The sequence below is a fragment of the Microbulbifer maximicatervae (SeqCode) genome (assembly GCF_056232625.1).
This window is the reverse complement of record NZ_CP174324.1, coordinates 5,108,057-5,123,877: the sequence shown is the minus strand read 5'-3', so window position 1 is coordinate 5,123,877 and position 15,821 is coordinate 5,108,057. Positions and strand designations below refer to the sequence as shown.

Below are 15,821 nucleotides of genomic sequence, written 5' to 3'. Positions count from 1 at the left end.
GCTTATACACCCCAAAGAATTTCAATGCCCCACACCGCGTACAACACGGCAACGGCAGCCAGAATCACTTCTACGAACAAGCGCAGAACAGTGGCTTTACCGCCCATCATCCGGTTGGTGATGTAGTCAGTTACCACGGACCAGAGGCCAATCCAGGCGTGAATAATGGTGGACAGCAAGGCAACCAGGCTGAAAACACGCATCCAGCGCTGGGCGAACAGTTCGGACCAGGCCTGGTAGCCGAAGTCTTTACTAAAAAAGATAAAACCCACTATAAAGAGGGTATAGGCGAGCAATATTACCGCAGTGACTCTCTGGTAGAGCCAATCGAAAGTACCGCTACGGCCAAAGCTTGTTACTGTTTTTACCACAACCATACTCCCGCCAGAAGAATAAGGATTACAGCCAGCACCAGCACTGACACAGCGCTGCGACGGCCGCCTTCGAGACTTTCACCTACTCCCATATCCATAAACAGATGACGAACACCTGCCAGAATGTGGTAAATAAGTGCCGCCAGCGATGCCCAGAGAATGAGCTTGGCAGGGATACTGTTAAATACCGCTGCAATTTCGGCGAATCCCTGCTCGGATTCCAAACTGACATCGAGCATCCACAGTAGTAGTGCAACAACAACGAAGAGCACTACACCGGAAATACGATGCAAAATGGAAACCACAGCGGTAGCGGGAAGCTTTATAGTGGAAATGTCTAAATTGACAGGTCTGTTTTTGTTCACAGGAAAAACACCTTGTTGCCCTGAACGACCGGGCGCCCGTTAGCTTTTCAATGGAGGGACGAGCTGCTTGCTGATTACTTTGCACTCGACCTGATGAAGCCTTATACAAAGTAGCCGTACCATGGCGCAAGCCGCGCGGATTATAGGCATTCACTAGTCAAAACACAACGAACGCCTGCGATTACGCCGGGTTCCCACCAGTATCGCGTAGTAAATCGGGAATCGCGGGATTTCCTCAGACTTTCCTGTGCATTATCTAGACAAATACTCTACGAGTATGGAGCGGAACCGGATATCCTGTCGCCAATAGACTGGTCGTCCATTCCTTTTGGTTTGACAATTTGCGGCGCGGCACTTAAGTTTGGCCCCGCTCAAAAGGCCGCTAGCTCCCGAAAACAGCGGGAAAAGGCCGGCATAAGAACATTTTTAGGAGTCCGCAATGTCCGATAAAAAAGCGCACCTCACAGTCGATGGTATCGACGGCGCCCTTGAGATGCCAGTTCGCTCCGGCACCCTCGGCCCCGATGTTATTGATGTCGGCGGTCTGACCAGTAAAGGCTTATTTACTTACGACCCGGGCTTCGTATCTACCGCCTCATGTGATTCCAAGATCACCTTTATTGATGGCGGCAAGGGCCAACTGCTGCACCGCGGCTACCCCATCGAGCAACTGGCAGAAAAATCCGATTACCTGGAAACCTGCTACCTGCTGATGAATGGCGAACTGCCCAACGCAGAAGAAAAGAAGAAGTATGTAGACACCATTATGTCTCACACCATGGTTCACGAATCCCTGGTGAGCTTCTTTAAAGGCTTCCGTTACGATGCCCACCCAATGGCGATGATGTGTGGCGTAGTCGGCGCCCTCGCTTCCTTCTATCACGACTCCCTGGATATCACCAATCCAGAGCACCGCGAGATTTCCGCCCACCGCCTGATTGCCAAGATGCCAACCCTGGCAGCGATGTGCTACAAGCACTCCCAGGGCATGCCCTTCATGTACCCGGACAATAGCCGCAGCTATTCCGAGAACTTCCTGCACATGATGTTTGGCAACCCCTGCGAGCCCAGCAAGATAGACCCGGTTGTCGCCAAGGCAATGGACATCATCTTCCTGCTGCACGCAGACCACGAGCAGAATGCGTCCACCTCCACTGTTCGCCTGGCTGGCTCTTCTGGTGCCAATCCGTTCGCCTGTATTTCTTCCGGCATTGCCACTTTGTGGGGACCCGCTCACGGCGGTGCCAACGAAGCGGTATTGAACATGCTGCAGGAAATTGGCGACGAAAGCCGTATCGACGAATTCGTGAAGCGCGCCAAAGATAAGAATGACCCCTTCCGCCTGATGGGTTTTGGTCACCGCGTCTACAAGAACTTCGATCCTCGCTCCCGCGTAATGCAGGGCATCTGTGATGAAGTTTTGGGCGCCATGGGTGCAGAAAATGATCCTCTGCTGAAGATCGCCAAGAAGCTGGAGAAAATCGCCCTTGAGGACGATTACTTCGTAGAGAAGAAACTCTACCCGAACGTAGATTTCTACTCCGGCATTATTATGAAGGCTATCGGTATCCCCACCGATATGTTCACCGTAATTTTCGCCACCGGCCGTACTTCAGGCTGGATTGCACACTGGAATGAAATGATTTCCAATCCGTACAAAATTGGTCGTCCTCGCCAGCTGTATACCGGCTACCCGCAGCGCGATTATGTACCGCTCGAGCAACGCTAAGCTCAAGCAATTAAAAAAACCCGGCTATGCCGGGTTTTTTTATTAATTAGATATTTAAATTTATTTTGATTCTACCGGCAATAATCAACTGCATTTCGATAAAAATTAAAAAGCAAAGGTCTAAAATGTGACACAAGTCCCACTTTGAAAATTTTGCTTTACTCGCCCCTTCCATAACAGTTAAACCAACTGTCATCCAATGTAAAATCCGCCACGCCCGCCGGGACCCAAATAGCTTTGCTTTCTTTAAGTTACCCCCAACTTCGCGGCGCTATCAGACCTAATAACAAACCTTTAAATTTACTGAGACTAAATTCATGCTTAGTTTTATTTCTGGAATGTTCCGAAGTAACAAAACAGAAGACGCGGCGGACCTTGAGGAAAAATATACTCGCAGCTCTTATGCAGGAGCTAAAGGTGCCCGCACAATCTCTTACGATCCCACTCTAATTAAAGCCCTTGAAGACGATCACCGCACCCTGATCAGTATTTTTCAGCGCATGTGGTCAGAGGGTTATGAGAAGCAGAACTACCGCCAGCTGTCGCAGCTACTGACCCAATTTAAATCTGGCTTCCAGGCCCATCTAATCAAAGAAAATGTACGTTTTTACGTATACCTGGAGCAAGCACTGGCTGGCGATGCCCACACACTGCAAGTAGTTAAAGATTTCCGCACCGATATGAATGAAATTGCAAATGCTGTTGTGCAATTTTGCAAGCGCTATAACCACGAAGCCTTCACTCCTGAAATGGTTCGCGACTTCAAAATGGATTATCAGAAAATCGGTGAAGCGCTAACTCGCCGTACTGCCCTAGAAGAAAAAGAACTCTACGTCCTTTACCAACCCTCCTAAAAGCAACGTTTAGTTTTTTTATCAGGAGTAGTGAGATATTTAACCTAGGAATGCCGATAAGAAACAAATCTTTACAATAGGCATACTATTTTACAGTCCGCAGCCCACAAGGACGGGGCCGCATATTTTTTGGCCGCTCAGCGGTCACAAAGTAACTGGAAAGCACTCCCCTTACCCCGCCAATTTTTCACAGCCAAATTAAATTTAAGCACCGAATTTGGGCAAGATACATTTAGCTCCCCAAAAAAACTGTGCGCATCAGTTAAATCCAGCCTTATTTTCCGACCTGACCTTACTTTACACCCAATTCTCTATCGTCATGTTCTAATCGGTACTAGACGTTTATTTAATTTTGTTTAAACATATAGGGATTAGAATTCAAAAAAACACCAAAGAGTGGGATATTAGTCTAAGAAAAATAGCAGGCCATCTGGCAGACAAATTAAAAATACAAAGACTAATAGAAAATCAAAGCAGTCGGGGGGAGGTATGACTGAGCTAGACGACACACTTGTCGAGCAATTACCAAGCGGCATCCATACTAATGATAACAGTTACCCAATTTATGTAATTATCGGTACTGGTCCGGTGGGTGTGCGTTGTGCACAAAAATTATTAGAGTTCTGTGATGAAGCTCAAATTGTTATCTATGGAGCAGAAACAGAGTCTCCCTACAACCGGGTTAAACTTTCTCAATATCTATCAAGCCATGTAGAGTTGGAGGAGCTTGATAACCCTATTCTCAGTCAAAGTGACCACCGCCTAGCAGAATATATTGACCGTAAAATAGTCTCTATTGATCGCTCCAAAAAAACAGTCACCGATGCTGCAGGGAATATACAACCTTATTCCAAGCTAATAATAGCGACTGGATCAAATCCTATTATTCCGAAGATTCCGGGTGCGGATCTACCTGGTGTTTACCCTTTTCGAAGTCTGCGTAACACCAATGATTTACTGGAGTTAAGGGAGCAGAATGCAGACATCTGTGTTATCGGTGCTGGTGCTCTGGGCCTTGAAGCTGCAACCGCGTTAAAAACACCTAAAAACAACATCACTTTACAATCCAGAGGACACTTGCTCAGCGGGCTCCTGGGTGAAGAAGGAGAGGAGTTCCTAAAGTCCGCACTCACTGCACTGGGTGTAGAGTTAAAAATTTCGGACTCCCTAACATCCATTGAAGAGAGCGATAGCAAGCGCCTACTCACTTTTGAAAGTGGCGAAAAAATTCCCGTCGACGCTATCGTGTTGTGCACTGGGATTAAGCCGGAAATTAGCCTGGCCGAACAGAGCGGACTTTCAACTAAACGCGGAATCGTAGTCAATGAATGGATGCAAACTTCCGACCCGGATATTTACGCCGTAGGCGAGTGCGCTGAGTTTGACAAGAAAGTCTACCAATTGGTCCGACCGGGCTACGAACAAGCTGAAAGCTGCTGCTCACATATTCGTCGCAACCATAGCGGTAAATCTCTCTCGCAGCCCTACTCCGGCACTTATACCGATATTCAGCTGAAAATTGCCCATATTCCCTGCGGAATAATGGGAGAGGTAACCCCGGAAAACCTCAATCAGCAAGAGGGCGTTGAGAGCCATGTCTATCGCAATCGTTTTAAGGGGATCTATAGACGCTTATTTATCAAAGGTGAATACATCGTTGGGGCCATTTATATTGGCAGCTGGGATGAAGCCAATGAATTGCGCCAGACCGTAGCACAGGAGCAAAAAATCTCTCTGCGCACACTGAAAGACTTTGAAAGCGAAGGGCGAGTGTTTGCCAAAAAAAGCGGCAATAGCATTAAAGATTTTCCCGATAGTTATCTAGTCTGCCAGTGTAACTCTGTCACCAAAGGGGAATTATGCAAGGCTATTTCCGCTGGGAAGCGCAATTTAAATGAGCTGCAACAAGCGACAACAGCCGGATCTGTTTGTGGTAGTTGCCGCCCACTAATGGCTGAGCTTCTGGATGTGCCAGCTCCCAACTTGGTAATGCGGCACTCCAAGGGGATATTGATAACTTCTGTTCTGTCATTAATCCTGATAGCCCTGGCTTTCCTGATGCCGCCAGCTCCAGTTTCCCCCTCAGTACAGACTGCACTTTTTTGGGAAAAGCTCTGGTACGACAATTTTTGGAAGCAGGTTACGGGCTATACCATTCTCGCTATGTGCCTGTTTACTGCCGCTCTCAGTATCAGGAAACGTTGGAATAAACTTAGCCTTGGGCATGTCGATCACTGGCGCTATGCACACAGCGTTACAGGTTTAATCGCTCTACTTGCACTCGCTGTACATTCAGGCTTCCGCCTTGGTGAAAACCTGAATTTAGCATTGATGCTGGTATTTCTAACTGCAACCGCAACTGGTTCTCTCGTCGGCGTTTTTATGGCGCGCAACCACCATTGGACTGACCTGAAACTTCGCGAACACCGAAAATGGTGGTCCCGAGTTCACTATGCCCTGCTCTGGGCCTTACCGGTCCTTCTCGCCTACCATATTTTTGCGGTTTATTACTTCTAGATGAAATCATATCAATTTAAATTCTGGCATTACGGTGTATTGCTAACGCTGGCTATCGGCTCTGCGGTGGCATACAACCTTAACGTTGACGATAAATCTCTATTTATCAGTGGAGATGCCACGCACGGTCACCATCAAATTGAGCTGGCTTGTACTTCCTGCCATACCGATGGCTTTGCCGGTGAGGATGCTGTTCAGCAAGCTTGCCTGAATTGCCATGCGGAAGAACTGGAGCTTGTAGACGACTCACACCCCCGGCAGAAATTTTTAGATCCGCGCAATGCTGTACTTCTGGAAACTCTTGACGCACGGCTATGTGTAAGTTGTCACACTGAACACAAACCACAGATCACAGGAGAGATGGGCGTAACCCTGGCGGGCGACTTTTGCTTTCACTGCCATAGCGATATTGCCGAAGAGCGCAGTAGTCACAAAGACCTGGGATTTGAAACCTGCGCGAGTGCGGGCTGCCACAACTATCACGATAATGGCTCCCTCTATGAAGACTTCCTTATCGCCCATGTTGATCAACCTGATCTATTGGAAACTGCCAAGCTACCTGCTCGTACAGCAGTTCAGTCCTGGCTAAATGAGCATTCAGATAAAGCCCCTTTAAAAGTTAGCGAAGCAGACATTAGCAGCTCTAGCCAGACTGCAGAAATCGCAACAGTCTGGGCACAGAGTATTCACGCACAAACAGAGGTGAACTGCAGCAGCTGTCACGTCGATGGGCAAATGCAATTCAGTAGCGTTGAGATTGTCGAGCAATGCGCTAGTTGCCACAGCGATCAAAAAGAATCCTTCACTCAAGGAAAACATGGAATGCGCATGTCCAACAAGCTGGAAGAGGGCTTTATCCAGCAGGTCGGCGCCATCTCCCCGCAACAGGCCCGCCTTCCCATGAATACCAGCGCAACGGATGAATTGAGCTGTGTCAGTTGTCACGGGCCCCATGAAGTAAATCTGCAATTTGCCGCTGTAGAGGCTTGCCTGGGTTGCCACAGTGATGAGCACAGTCTCTCTTACAAAGAGTCCCCTCACTTCGATACCTGGAATTCAAACCCAGAGGGTGGCGTAAGCTGTGCCAGCTGCCATTTACCACGGGAAACCCATGGCGAACAGGTTGTAGTTAACCATAATCAAAATCATAACCTTCGCCCCAATGAAAAAATGATGCCCGTTTGCCTGAGCTGCCATGGAGCCGAATTCTCCCTTGCTGCCCTGGCTGACAAAACTCTGATTAACAATAATTTCAAGCATAAACCCGCAGAGAAGCATGAAACATTCGAGCTGATCCGCGAGCGTATTGCAAGGATTACCAAAAGCAAAAACAAGCAAAATCAATCCCAATAGGAGGGGAAAATATGCGTATTGCCGCTTGTATTATCGCTGGACTGGCACTGCTCACCGGCTGTGAGAAAAACCAGGGAGTTGCTCCGGAGCGAATGGCGGATGCCATCTTTGCCGTTATCGAAGCAGACAGGGCCAACTACACCAACAAGGTTGTAAACCGCCTGCAGAACGAGGAGAAAATCCTTGACGCTGATGAGCACTGGCAAGATAAGAAATTGCTACCACTCCCCGCGCAGATGATGCGTATGGGAGCTGAGCGTGTTGCCGAAAATGAGTCTGGCTTTAACTATGCCCTGCTCTCCCTGTGGCCAATCAACAAGCAAAACAAACCGCGCACTGAGATGGAAAAAGAGGGCTTGCAGTACGTAATCGACAACCCAGGGAAAAACTTTTACGGCCGCGAAAAACTAGGTGATACCGAGTACTTCACTGCAGTATATGCGGATGTAGGTGTTTCACCTGCTTGTGTGAGCTGTCACAACGATCACGTAGACAGCCCGCGCACTGACTTTGAGCTGGGCCACACTATGGGTGGTGTTGTTATCCGAATCCCACTCTAATCAGTTAGTCAATAGATAGCTGCGTCCGACTTTCGAGTCGGGCAACTCTCTCACAAAATATTGCCGGCGGATATTAGTCGGTGAGAACTGAGTTTAGAATAATTTAAAAGAGTGGCGGCCGAATTCGTTTCGACCGCTCCCTCTTTTAAGCTGACTGGCTCTACTCCCGCTACTACCTCGCTGAAATCATTCAGACCAGTGGTTACCCGCTGTGGGCCTATTTCCGGGTCAGTCCAGTCTCCATTACGGCCCGCTTTTTCTTGGGCTTCGCTCCGCAAAGCACACCTAGGCATTACTATATTAATGTCAAAGTCCCGCAGAGCAAACCGACCAAGGTGACTGCAATACTGAGAAAACCTACTAAAAGATCAGCGCAGAGGATCAATAAGCCCCTGCAACCCCTCTACTTTTATCTCCAAGGCTAATGCCATTAACTGTCCTAGACGCCCCTCTGGAAACCCCTTTTTTGCGAACCAAAGCAGGTACTCCTCAGGCAAATCTATTAAAACCCGGCCCGAGTATTTTCCAAATGGCATTTTGAGTCGAGCCAGTTCTACCAAGTCTTGTTTTTCGAACACCTTAACAACCACCTAAATATCGACAAAAAAAGGGAATGAAACTCCCAATTTGGATTTGTTGCCAGTGCATGCGGACTCTACACTGGCTCCGAAATAGTCGGCCTGCGCCGATTCTTTATACCTCAACCTTCCAGTAACAGAGGTGTCTATGCGTATCAAAGCTATCAAATATCTCAGCTTGGCCGCAGTATTGACTGCAAGCCTTGGAGGTACGGGCTGCGCCAATATGAGTGATACTGACCGCCGAATCGGCACCGGTGTCGGTATAGGCGCAGTAACAGGTGCCTTGATCAGTGGCGGGCGCCCTGGTGGCACTGCCGCAGGTGCGGTTATTGGTGCCGGTGCAGGCTACCTCTATGATAGGGAAAGAAAGCGCAGAGATTACTATCGTTATCGCGGTCGCTACTATCGTTATTAATTCGCTGCTTATTTTTAGTTGCTAATCAGTATAGTGCGGGTGTCATTGCACTTCGATACTCGCACTACTGAGGCAGGCAGGGAAGCCGACTCCCAATTAAACTGGTTCCTATAAGACAAAATTGGCACAATCCTCGCTTTCGTTTTACTACGGCACTCATAACGATATTCAGCAACCATCTCCCAGATAAAGGCATTACGCTTGAGCAGGAGCAATAAATTTGTGCTGAGTATTTCCCTACTCCAAGAAGCACTCCCAATCCCCCCTCAGACCAACGTGCATTGAGTGGCTACCTGATATAGGGTGAGAGGAAATTGAAGATAGGCTTTTCATCTGGCGGGATACAAAGCCCCTTATGTAATAAAGGCCCTAGAGTATGAATCTTCCAGGCTTTGAATGGAAAACTGTACTTTTTCTCCCTCAAGCAAATATAAGATAAGCCTAACCTAGGGACCTTGCTGCGCCCTCTCAATTTTCGCAGGAAAAGCTAGTATATTGATAAGGTCAGTCTGACTCGGGCCTGATACTAGGTCTTCCAAGGTGTATTGCTCCAAACAAATAAAAAAATTTTCCATAGCCTCGGCGAACATTTTCTTTAACCTACACGCAGGAGTTATGACACATTGATTATTTGTCCCAAAGCATTCTACTAACACGGTATCTTGCTCCAATAATCGAACTAGCTCTCCAACATTAATGTCTTCAGGAGCTCGGCTTAGCCGAATGCCACCATACTTACCCCGGGTTGCAATCAAGTAGCCTTTGAGATTCAACTCTTGTACCACCTTCATTAGGTGGTTTTTAGATATTTGGTAGCGCTCAGCAACTTCTCTGATGGTTACTAACTCTCGATCCTGTATAGCAAGGTACATCAACACTCGCAAAGAGTAGTCGGTAAATTGCGTGATCTTCATTGGCAAAGTCCCTCATTGTGAAGCCAAGAATTTTCATCCCTTGAAAATTTAAAGATGCATCTAGTTTACATCATTGGAATTTAGGTGTAAATTGCTGCGCAAAAGATGTATCTCATATACATGTATAGATAAAGGGGTAGAGAATGCTCAGTCTCAAATGCTCGTTCAACCTAGCCCTTAGGCTACGGTTACAGCCGAATGTGCTATTTATGACTGCCCCAAAAGCTATTAGAGGAATTTCGAGCGAAAGCGCTCTGAAGTCAGGGGCTGCTTTCCTGAATTTAAGGCCGCTAATTAATTCAGGAGGCCAAGAAGTGAACTTCGATATATTCGCTTACACAAACTCTACCCAGGGGCGGCAGGTTAACAACGATTATTGGCCATTTTTCACTACCCAAATACAAGGTATCGGTCACCTAAAAATTCAATGTCTTACAAGACCAAACATTATTTTGAGAAGCCCATTCTCAATTTGATTTATTCAAGCAACGCAAGAAAAAGGAGAGTTTATGTTTTTTCTGTTGCAAGTTAACGCCTCTACTGGAGGCCAATCTCATGAGATCAACGCAGCTAAGCAAGAACGCGAAAAGTCAGGCTTAAAACCTATTAACACTCAATCAGGCATCATAGATCCACTCCAAAAAATTAGAGATACCCGATGTTTACGATGTTTTGTTTTACAAGCAGCCTAGGGAGATATACGAAAATTAATAGTTTAAATAGCATATTGCTAAAAAAGCCAATTTATATTGGCAAGGATAACTCTGATGAGAACTTACAAATCTCTTTGGTGGACATTGATCGGCGTTTTAACTGTAACCTTTTCAATACTCGGATATTTTGGCAGTGAAATATATCGGAAGGCACCTCCGATACCTGACGCCTTTGTCTCAGAAAATGGCAAAATACTGACCACTAAAGATAAAATTTTAGATGGTCAAACTTCTTGGCAATCCGTTGGAGGAATGCAACTGGGATCTATTTGGGGGCATGGTGCCTATCAAGCCCCAGACTGGACCGCTGACTGGTTACATCGAGAGCTAATTAATTGGTTATCAATAGCGGCAAAAGAGGAATTTGGTCTCCCATATGAATCTTTATCCAAAAGAGAAAAACACAAACTTCTGTATGACCTTAAATTAGATTATAGAACCAACACCTATAACAGAGAATCTGGAATTGCCACTTTATCTAAGCGAAGAATCACAGCTATAGAGAAAACTGCAAAATATTATAATGCACTTTTTGGAGGTGATCCCGCTTTACAGCCAACCCGCGCAAATTACGCAATGAAAGAGGTTACACTGCCCGATGCTGATCGCCGAGCACGACTTACTGAGTTCTTCTTTTGGACTTCTTGGGTAGCTTCAACCGAGCGTTCAACAGGTGGCGCAACCTACACTAACAATTGGCCCCACGAACCATTAATTGATAATAAGCCAACTAGCGAAAATATTATTTGGTCTATTATTAGCGTGGTCTTATTGATTGCCGGCATTGGCGCCCTAGTTTGGGCATGGGCGTTCCTACGCACTGAAGACAAACACCCTACTGCCCCCAAGCAAGATCCAATCAGCACCTTCAAATTAACTCCCTCACAGAAAGCTCTTGGAAAATACTTACTAGCTATAGTAGGACTATTTACTTTCCAAGTTTTTTTAGGTGGTTTTACTGCCCACTATACTGTCGAAGGACAAGGATTCTATGGGATAGAGACATCGGAGTGGTTTCCATACAGCCTGGTACGCACCTGGCATATACAGGCTGCTCTATTTTGGATAGCTACAGGATTTTTAGCTGCCGGGCTATTTCTTGCTCCAATCATCAACGGTGGTAAAGATCCTAAGTTCCAAAAACTTGGTGTTGATATATTGTTTTGGGCATTGATAGCAGTCGTTATTGGATCATTTGTCGGCAATTATCTAGCCATTGCACAAACTCTGCCACCAGAGCTCAGCTTTTGGCTGGGCCATCAAGGATATGAATTTGTAGATCTTGGTAGACTATGGCAAATCGGTAAATTTACCGGCATCGTACTATGGTTGGCATTAATGCTGCGCGGTATTGTTCCAGCATTAAAGCAAAAGGGTGATAAAAACCTGCTAGCCCTGTTTGCCGCCTCCGTAATTGCCATAGGATTATTTTATGGTGCAGGCTTCTTTTATGGCGAGCGCACACACATATCGGTTATGGAGTTTTGGCGCTGGTGGATAGTGCACTTATGGGTAGAAGGTTTCTTTGAAGTTTTTGCTACAACTGCGCTTGCATTTATCTTCTTCAACATGGGCCTTGTATCTAAACGCATGGCGACTGTGACTTCTCTAGCTTCAGCGTCATTATTTTTACTAGGGGGTGTACCGGGAACTTTTCACCACCTATATTTCTCAGGGACGACAACACCCGTTATGGCGGTAGGGGCCACATTTAGTGCACTCGAAGTGGTCCCACTTATCTTGTTGGGTTATGAAGCCTGGGATCATTATAGCTTAAAAAATCGTGCACCCTGGATGGTGAAAATCAAATGGCCTTTGATGTTTTTTGTAGCTGTTGCTTTCTGGAATATGTTAGGAGCAGGCGTACTTGGCTTTACCATTAACCCACCGATAGCGTTATATTATCTTCAGGGCTTAAATACCACAGCCACACATGCCCATGGTGCATTGTTTGGAGTATATGGGTTCTTGGCATTGGGCTTTAGTTTACTCGTTCTTAGATATATTCGTCCCCAGTTTATATTTAGCGAGAAATTGATGAAAACGGCATTCTGGTGGATGAATATAGGTTTGGCTTTAATGTTGTTCACCAGCCTTTTGCCGGTCGGTATTATCCAGTTTATGGCGAGCGCTTCAGAAGGCCTTTGGTATGCCCGCAGTGAAACCCTAATGCAAAGTGGAACGCTAGTTACTCTAAGATGGATACGAACTATTGGTGATGTGGTGTTTATCGTCGGTGCACTGGCTATCACATGGCAAGTAACACAAGGCGTGCTGAACCTAAAGAGGCACAGTTCAGTAGACTATCTATCAGGGCAAACCAAATCAGTCTCTTAATCTACTTATAAACCTATGCAACGTTACTGCGTAACTCAACAGTAACGTTGCATTATTTGCTGCCCCCAAAATATCTTTTCTCAGTAATCACCCGTATTAAAGACACTGAGTTTTGACAATTTTCTTAACAGGGGAGAGTAAATTACCTAACTATTAATTGAACTGCCCCATGAATATCGGATTTGGAGAGAGAAAATTTACAAGTGTTTAATTTTCGTTTTTCCACAGCGTTCACAACGATATTCAGTAACCAACTTTCCCTGCTTTACGTCAAACTTGCGCTCAGTGACCACTTTCCATTTATGAAAACCTTCCCTGCACAGGGTGCTGCCCTTGTGCTTTTGCCAAGCGGTTTTTCTTTTGAAAGGAATAACATCTCCCATTAAGCCACCTCTCCTGCAGCATGACCTGAAGCCCAAGCCCATTGGAAATTAAACCCGCCGAGCCAGCCGGTTACATCGAGAACCTCACCAATAAAATAAAGCCCCTGCCGGGTTTTACATTCCATAGTACGGGAAGAGACCTGTGCAGTATCGACTCCACCTAATGTTACCTCAGCAGTGCGATATCCCTCAGTGCCCGCCGGTACCAATTTCCAGCTTTGTAACTTTTCCCCAGCTTGCTGTAATTCCCCCTCCCCAAACTGTTTTAGAGGGCGGCTAACAATTTGCGCTCGCTGCAGGAAAAACTGTACTAACTTTTTGCTCCAAACCTCAGCCAAAACGCTGTGTAAGTGGCTATCCGGGCTCTGTTGTCGGCGCAGCGGTAACCACTCTGCCAGATTTTTCTCTGGAGCCAAGTCAAATATTACCGTTTGACCTTCTCGCCAGTGGCTGGAAATTTGCAAAACCGCTGGCCCACTCAGTCCCCTGTGAGTGAACAGCATCTGCTCCTGGAAACTACCTTCAGCGCAAGAAGCGGTCACGGATAGAGAGGTGCCGGGCAGGGTACCCTGACGCTCTAATTGCCGTTTATGCTGAGTGAATGGCACTAGCGCTGCTCGAGTTGGGACTACATCAAGCCCAAACTGCTTAGCGATCTCATAGCCAAACCCGCTCGCCCCCATGGTGGGGATAGAAAGGCCTCCGGTAGCCACGACCAAGGATTCACAGGTAACCGTCCCCATACTGGTTTCGACCTTATACCCCTGCCCCAAAGCTCGAATTTGAGTAATGCTACAGCGCGTGCGGATCTGTGCCTTGGCCGCACGGCATTCCGCTAGTAACAAGTCGACAATATCCCTTGATTTATTGTCGCAAAAGAGCTGACCGAGAGTTTTCTCGTGATAGGCAACCCCGTGCTTTTCCACCAATGCAATAAAGTCCCACTGGCTATAGCGAGCCAAGGCGGACTTACAGAAATGGGGGTTATTACTGTAGAAGTTCTCTGCACTGGTGTAGAGATTGGTAAAGTTGCAACGGCCACCACCAGACATCAGGATTTTCTTTCCGACTTTGTTGGCGTGGTCCAGGACCAACACGTTGCGCCCGCGCTGGCCCGCTGTAGCCGCGCACATTAGTCCAGCTGCCCCAGCGCCAATGACCAATACATCGACGCTTTCAGGTAGCTGGCTGGTAGAAACCTCTGTCATAGGTAGGAAATAGTACTGCAGTAAGACCGGTGATCAGGTGCGAGGCAGGGTAACGCCGCGCTGGCCCTGGTATTTGCCACCACGATCTGCATAGGACACATCACAAACTTCATCGGATTCGAAGAACAGCATCTGTGCCACACCCTCGTTGGCATAGATCTTCGCAGGCAAGTTAGTGGTATTGGAGAACTCCAAAGTCACATGACCTTCCCACTCCGGCTCCAGTGGCGTCACATTGACGATAATACCGCAACGGGCATAAGTGGATTTACCCAAGCAAACCGTCAATACAGAGCGCGGGATACGGAAATACTCCACTGTACGCGCCAAGGCAAAGGAGTTTGGCGGAATAATGCAGTGATCGCCTTCAACATCCACAAAGCTGTTTTCATCGAAGGTCTTGGGGTCAACTGTCGCTGAGTGAACATTGGTGAAAATCTTAAATTCACGAGCACAGCGAACATCGTAGCCATAGCTGGAGGTGCCATAGGAGATGAGTCGATCGCCATTATCGTTATGACGCACCTGACCGGCCTCAAAAGGCTCAATCATACCGTGCTGCTCTGCCATGCGGCGAATCCACTTGTCGGACTTGATACTCACTCCGTCCCCCCTGAATAGAATAATTAGTGCTCAATTAAAGAGGCGGAATCATAGCCGGTTTAGGCTGTGCAAAAAAGTGCCTATCCAATGAATTCTCACTTGTTGCCACTGGATAGATACTGTATAAATTAACAGTATCACTGTATACACATACAGCTCAAGACGAAGATAGTGGCCGGATCGGACTAAAATTCAGTGGTGGAATCGTGGGCAGCGCAGAAAACTTCATAGAAAACAATCAGTTAGACAGCCAGGAAAAACACCAGAAACTGGCACAGCTACTCACCAGAGCCGATATCTGGCAAGCAGCAAATGAACCCCGACGGCAGCGAAACGGCATCGCCAGTGGTTATCCAAGCCTCGATGCCCTCCTAGCGAACCACGGCTGGCCAAGAGGGGCCACTACTGAGCTACTCATGGACCAGATGGGTATCGGTGAACTCACCCTAATACTACCGGCCTTGGCAAATCTCACTCAGAGGGGGCAAATGGTCATACTGGTCAATCCACCCCATATCCCCTATGCGCCCTCATTAGCCAACAGCGGTATCCGCCTTGAGAACCTGCTGATCCTGCACCCCCGAGGCCCCAAGGATACTCTCTGGGCGATCGAGCAATCCCTACAATCCGGAAGCTGTGGTGCCTTACTCAGCTGGCAGGGGCGGCAATCCCTGAACCATAAAGATCTTCGTCGCCTGCAGCTCGCTGCCCGCAATGGGGACTGTCTGCACTTCCATTTTCGCCCTCAGTGTGAAACAGCAAACCCCTCACCCGCGAGCTTGCGCCTACAGCTCACACCCAGGGAAGGAGAGCTGGCGCTAAGGCTTTTAAAACAATTGGGCGGAAACTCTGGCCAAAACCTCTATTTGGCAAGAGCAGCAAAACTGGTCCGACGGGACCAACCAATGCACTGAA

General features: G+C 47.3%; 15 protein-coding genes. 8 read left to right on the top strand and 7 right to left on the bottom strand.

The window, feature by feature from the left end:
• Positions 1-2: 2 nt before the first annotated feature.
• Both sdhD and sdhC read right to left on the bottom strand, forming a co-directional pair.
• Complete coding sequence (gene sdhD / locus ACJJI6_RS22305) at positions 3-371, bottom strand: succinate dehydrogenase, hydrophobic membrane anchor protein (RefSeq protein WP_282933824.1); 369 nt, start codon at positions 369-371, stop codon at positions 3-5.
• Positions 365-739, bottom strand: coding sequence for a succinate dehydrogenase, cytochrome b556 subunit (gene sdhC, locus ACJJI6_RS22300; protein WP_282933825.1), 375 nt, complete (start codon positions 737-739; stop codon positions 365-367). Before sdhC ends, sdhD begins: the two co-directional genes overlap by 7 nt.
• 439 nt (positions 740-1,178) lie before the next feature.
• On the opposite strand from sdhC, the gene gltA reads away from it, so the two are divergent.
• From gltA to ACJJI6_RS22275, 5 genes are all read left to right on the top strand, one after another.
• Positions 1,179-2,468 (top strand): citrate synthase, encoded by a 1,290-nt coding sequence (gene gltA, locus ACJJI6_RS22295; RefSeq protein ID WP_413662987.1) that lies wholly within the window; start codon positions 1,179-1,181, stop codon positions 2,466-2,468.
• Between the two features lie 317 nt (positions 2,469-2,785).
• A complete protein-coding gene (locus ACJJI6_RS22290) occupies positions 2,786-3,322 on the top strand; it encodes a hemerythrin domain-containing protein (RefSeq protein WP_413662988.1) in 537 nt (178 codons plus the stop codon).
• Between the two features lie 489 nt (positions 3,323-3,811).
• Positions 3,812-5,839: an FAD-dependent oxidoreductase gene (locus ACJJI6_RS22285; protein ID WP_444917966.1), complete on the top strand. Its 2,028-nt coding sequence runs from the start codon at positions 3,812-3,814 to the stop codon at positions 5,837-5,839.
• The gene (locus tag ACJJI6_RS22280; protein WP_444911362.1) at positions 5,840-7,192 is read left to right on the top strand and encodes a cytochrome c3 family protein; all 1,353 of its coding nucleotides are present in this window, start codon (positions 5,840-5,842) and stop codon (positions 7,190-7,192) included.
• An 11-nt stretch (positions 7,193-7,203) separates the two neighbouring features.
• A complete protein-coding gene (locus ACJJI6_RS22275) occupies positions 7,204-7,752 on the top strand; it encodes a Tll0287-like domain-containing protein (protein WP_282933830.1) in 549 nt (182 codons plus the stop codon).
• A 368-nt stretch (positions 7,753-8,120) separates the two neighbouring features.
• On the opposite strand, the gene ACJJI6_RS22270 is transcribed toward ACJJI6_RS22275, so the two are convergent.
• Entirely contained in the window at positions 8,121-8,330 is a 210-nt protein-coding gene (locus tag ACJJI6_RS22270) for a DUF3820 family protein (protein ID WP_282933831.1), read from the bottom strand.
• A gap of 148 nt (positions 8,331-8,478) precedes the next feature.
• On the opposite strand from ACJJI6_RS22270, the gene ACJJI6_RS22265 reads away from it, so the two are divergent.
• Positions 8,479-8,748 (top strand): YMGG-like glycine zipper-containing protein, encoded by a 270-nt coding sequence (locus ACJJI6_RS22265; RefSeq protein ID WP_108734168.1) that lies wholly within the window; start codon positions 8,479-8,481, stop codon positions 8,746-8,748.
• Between the two features lie 446 nt (positions 8,749-9,194).
• Here ACJJI6_RS22265 and ACJJI6_RS22260 read toward each other — a convergent pair whose 3' ends face one another.
• Positions 9,195-9,662: an RrF2 family transcriptional regulator gene (locus tag ACJJI6_RS22260; protein ID WP_475712082.1), complete on the bottom strand. Its 468-nt coding sequence runs from the start codon at positions 9,660-9,662 to the stop codon at positions 9,195-9,197.
• Positions 9,663-10,429: 767 nt separating this feature from the next.
• On the opposite strand from ACJJI6_RS22260, the gene ACJJI6_RS22255 reads away from it, so the two are divergent.
• Positions 10,430-12,712, top strand: a complete 2,283-nt coding sequence (locus tag ACJJI6_RS22255; protein ID WP_475712081.1) for a nitric-oxide reductase large subunit — start codon at positions 10,430-10,432, stop codon at positions 12,710-12,712.
• Between the two features lie 197 nt (positions 12,713-12,909).
• Here the strand turns inward: ACJJI6_RS22255 and ACJJI6_RS22250 are convergent, their stop codons facing one another.
• Genes ACJJI6_RS22250 through dcd form a run of 3 tightly spaced genes read right to left on the bottom strand, consistent with a single transcriptional unit; the run spans position 12,910 to position 14,906 of the window.
• Positions 12,910-13,095 (bottom strand): hypothetical protein, encoded by a 186-nt coding sequence (locus ACJJI6_RS22250; protein ID WP_413662993.1) that lies wholly within the window; start codon positions 13,093-13,095, stop codon positions 12,910-12,912.
• Complete coding sequence (locus ACJJI6_RS22245) at positions 13,095-14,303, bottom strand: BaiN/RdsA family NAD(P)/FAD-dependent oxidoreductase (protein ID WP_475712080.1); 1,209 nt, start codon at positions 14,301-14,303, stop codon at positions 13,095-13,097. Before ACJJI6_RS22245 ends, ACJJI6_RS22250 begins: the two co-directional genes overlap by 1 nt.
• A 33-nt stretch (positions 14,304-14,336) precedes the next feature.
• Positions 14,337-14,906 carry a dCTP deaminase gene (gene dcd / locus ACJJI6_RS22240; protein ID WP_282933840.1) on the bottom strand — a complete coding sequence of 190 codons (570 nt, stop codon included), beginning with the start codon at positions 14,904-14,906 and terminating at the stop codon, positions 14,337-14,339.
• Positions 14,907-15,112: 206 nt separating this feature from the next.
• On the opposite strand from dcd, the gene imuA reads away from it, so the two are divergent.
• The gene (imuA, locus tag ACJJI6_RS22235) at positions 15,113-15,820 is read left to right on the top strand and encodes a translesion DNA synthesis-associated protein ImuA (protein WP_475712079.1); all 708 of its coding nucleotides are present in this window, start codon (positions 15,113-15,115) and stop codon (positions 15,818-15,820) included.
• Position 15,821: the final 1 nt, after the last annotated feature.

What these genes read in the sequence shown, in the direction of transcription:
- ACJJI6_RS22285 (WP_444917966.1), top strand. Translation starts at nt 3,812, where the DNA reads ATGACTGAGCTAGACGACACACTTGTCGAGCAATTACCAAGCGGCATC.
- ACJJI6_RS22260 (WP_475712082.1), bottom strand. Translation starts at nt 9,662, where the DNA reads ATGAAGATCACGCAATTTACCGACTACTCTTTGCGAGTGTTGATGTAC.
- ACJJI6_RS22290 (WP_413662988.1), top strand. Translation starts at nt 2,786, where the DNA reads ATGCTTAGTTTTATTTCTGGAATGTTCCGAAGTAACAAAACAGAAGAC.
- ACJJI6_RS22280 (WP_444911362.1), top strand. Translation starts at nt 5,840, where the DNA reads ATGAAATCATATCAATTTAAATTCTGGCATTACGGTGTATTGCTAACG.
- ACJJI6_RS22265 (WP_108734168.1), top strand. Translation starts at nt 8,479, where the DNA reads ATGCGTATCAAAGCTATCAAATATCTCAGCTTGGCCGCAGTATTGACT.
- gltA (WP_413662987.1), top strand. Translation starts at nt 1,179, where the DNA reads ATGTCCGATAAAAAAGCGCACCTCACAGTCGATGGTATCGACGGCGCC.
- ACJJI6_RS22250 (WP_413662993.1), bottom strand. Translation starts at nt 13,095, where the DNA reads ATGGGAGATGTTATTCCTTTCAAAAGAAAAACCGCTTGGCAAAAGCAC.
- ACJJI6_RS22275 (WP_282933830.1), top strand. Translation starts at nt 7,204, where the DNA reads ATGCGTATTGCCGCTTGTATTATCGCTGGACTGGCACTGCTCACCGGC.
- ACJJI6_RS22245 (WP_475712080.1), bottom strand. Translation starts at nt 14,303, where the DNA reads ATGACAGAGGTTTCTACCAGCCAGCTACCTGAAAGCGTCGATGTATTG.
- ACJJI6_RS22255 (WP_475712081.1), top strand. Translation starts at nt 10,430, where the DNA reads ATGAGAACTTACAAATCTCTTTGGTGGACATTGATCGGCGTTTTAACT.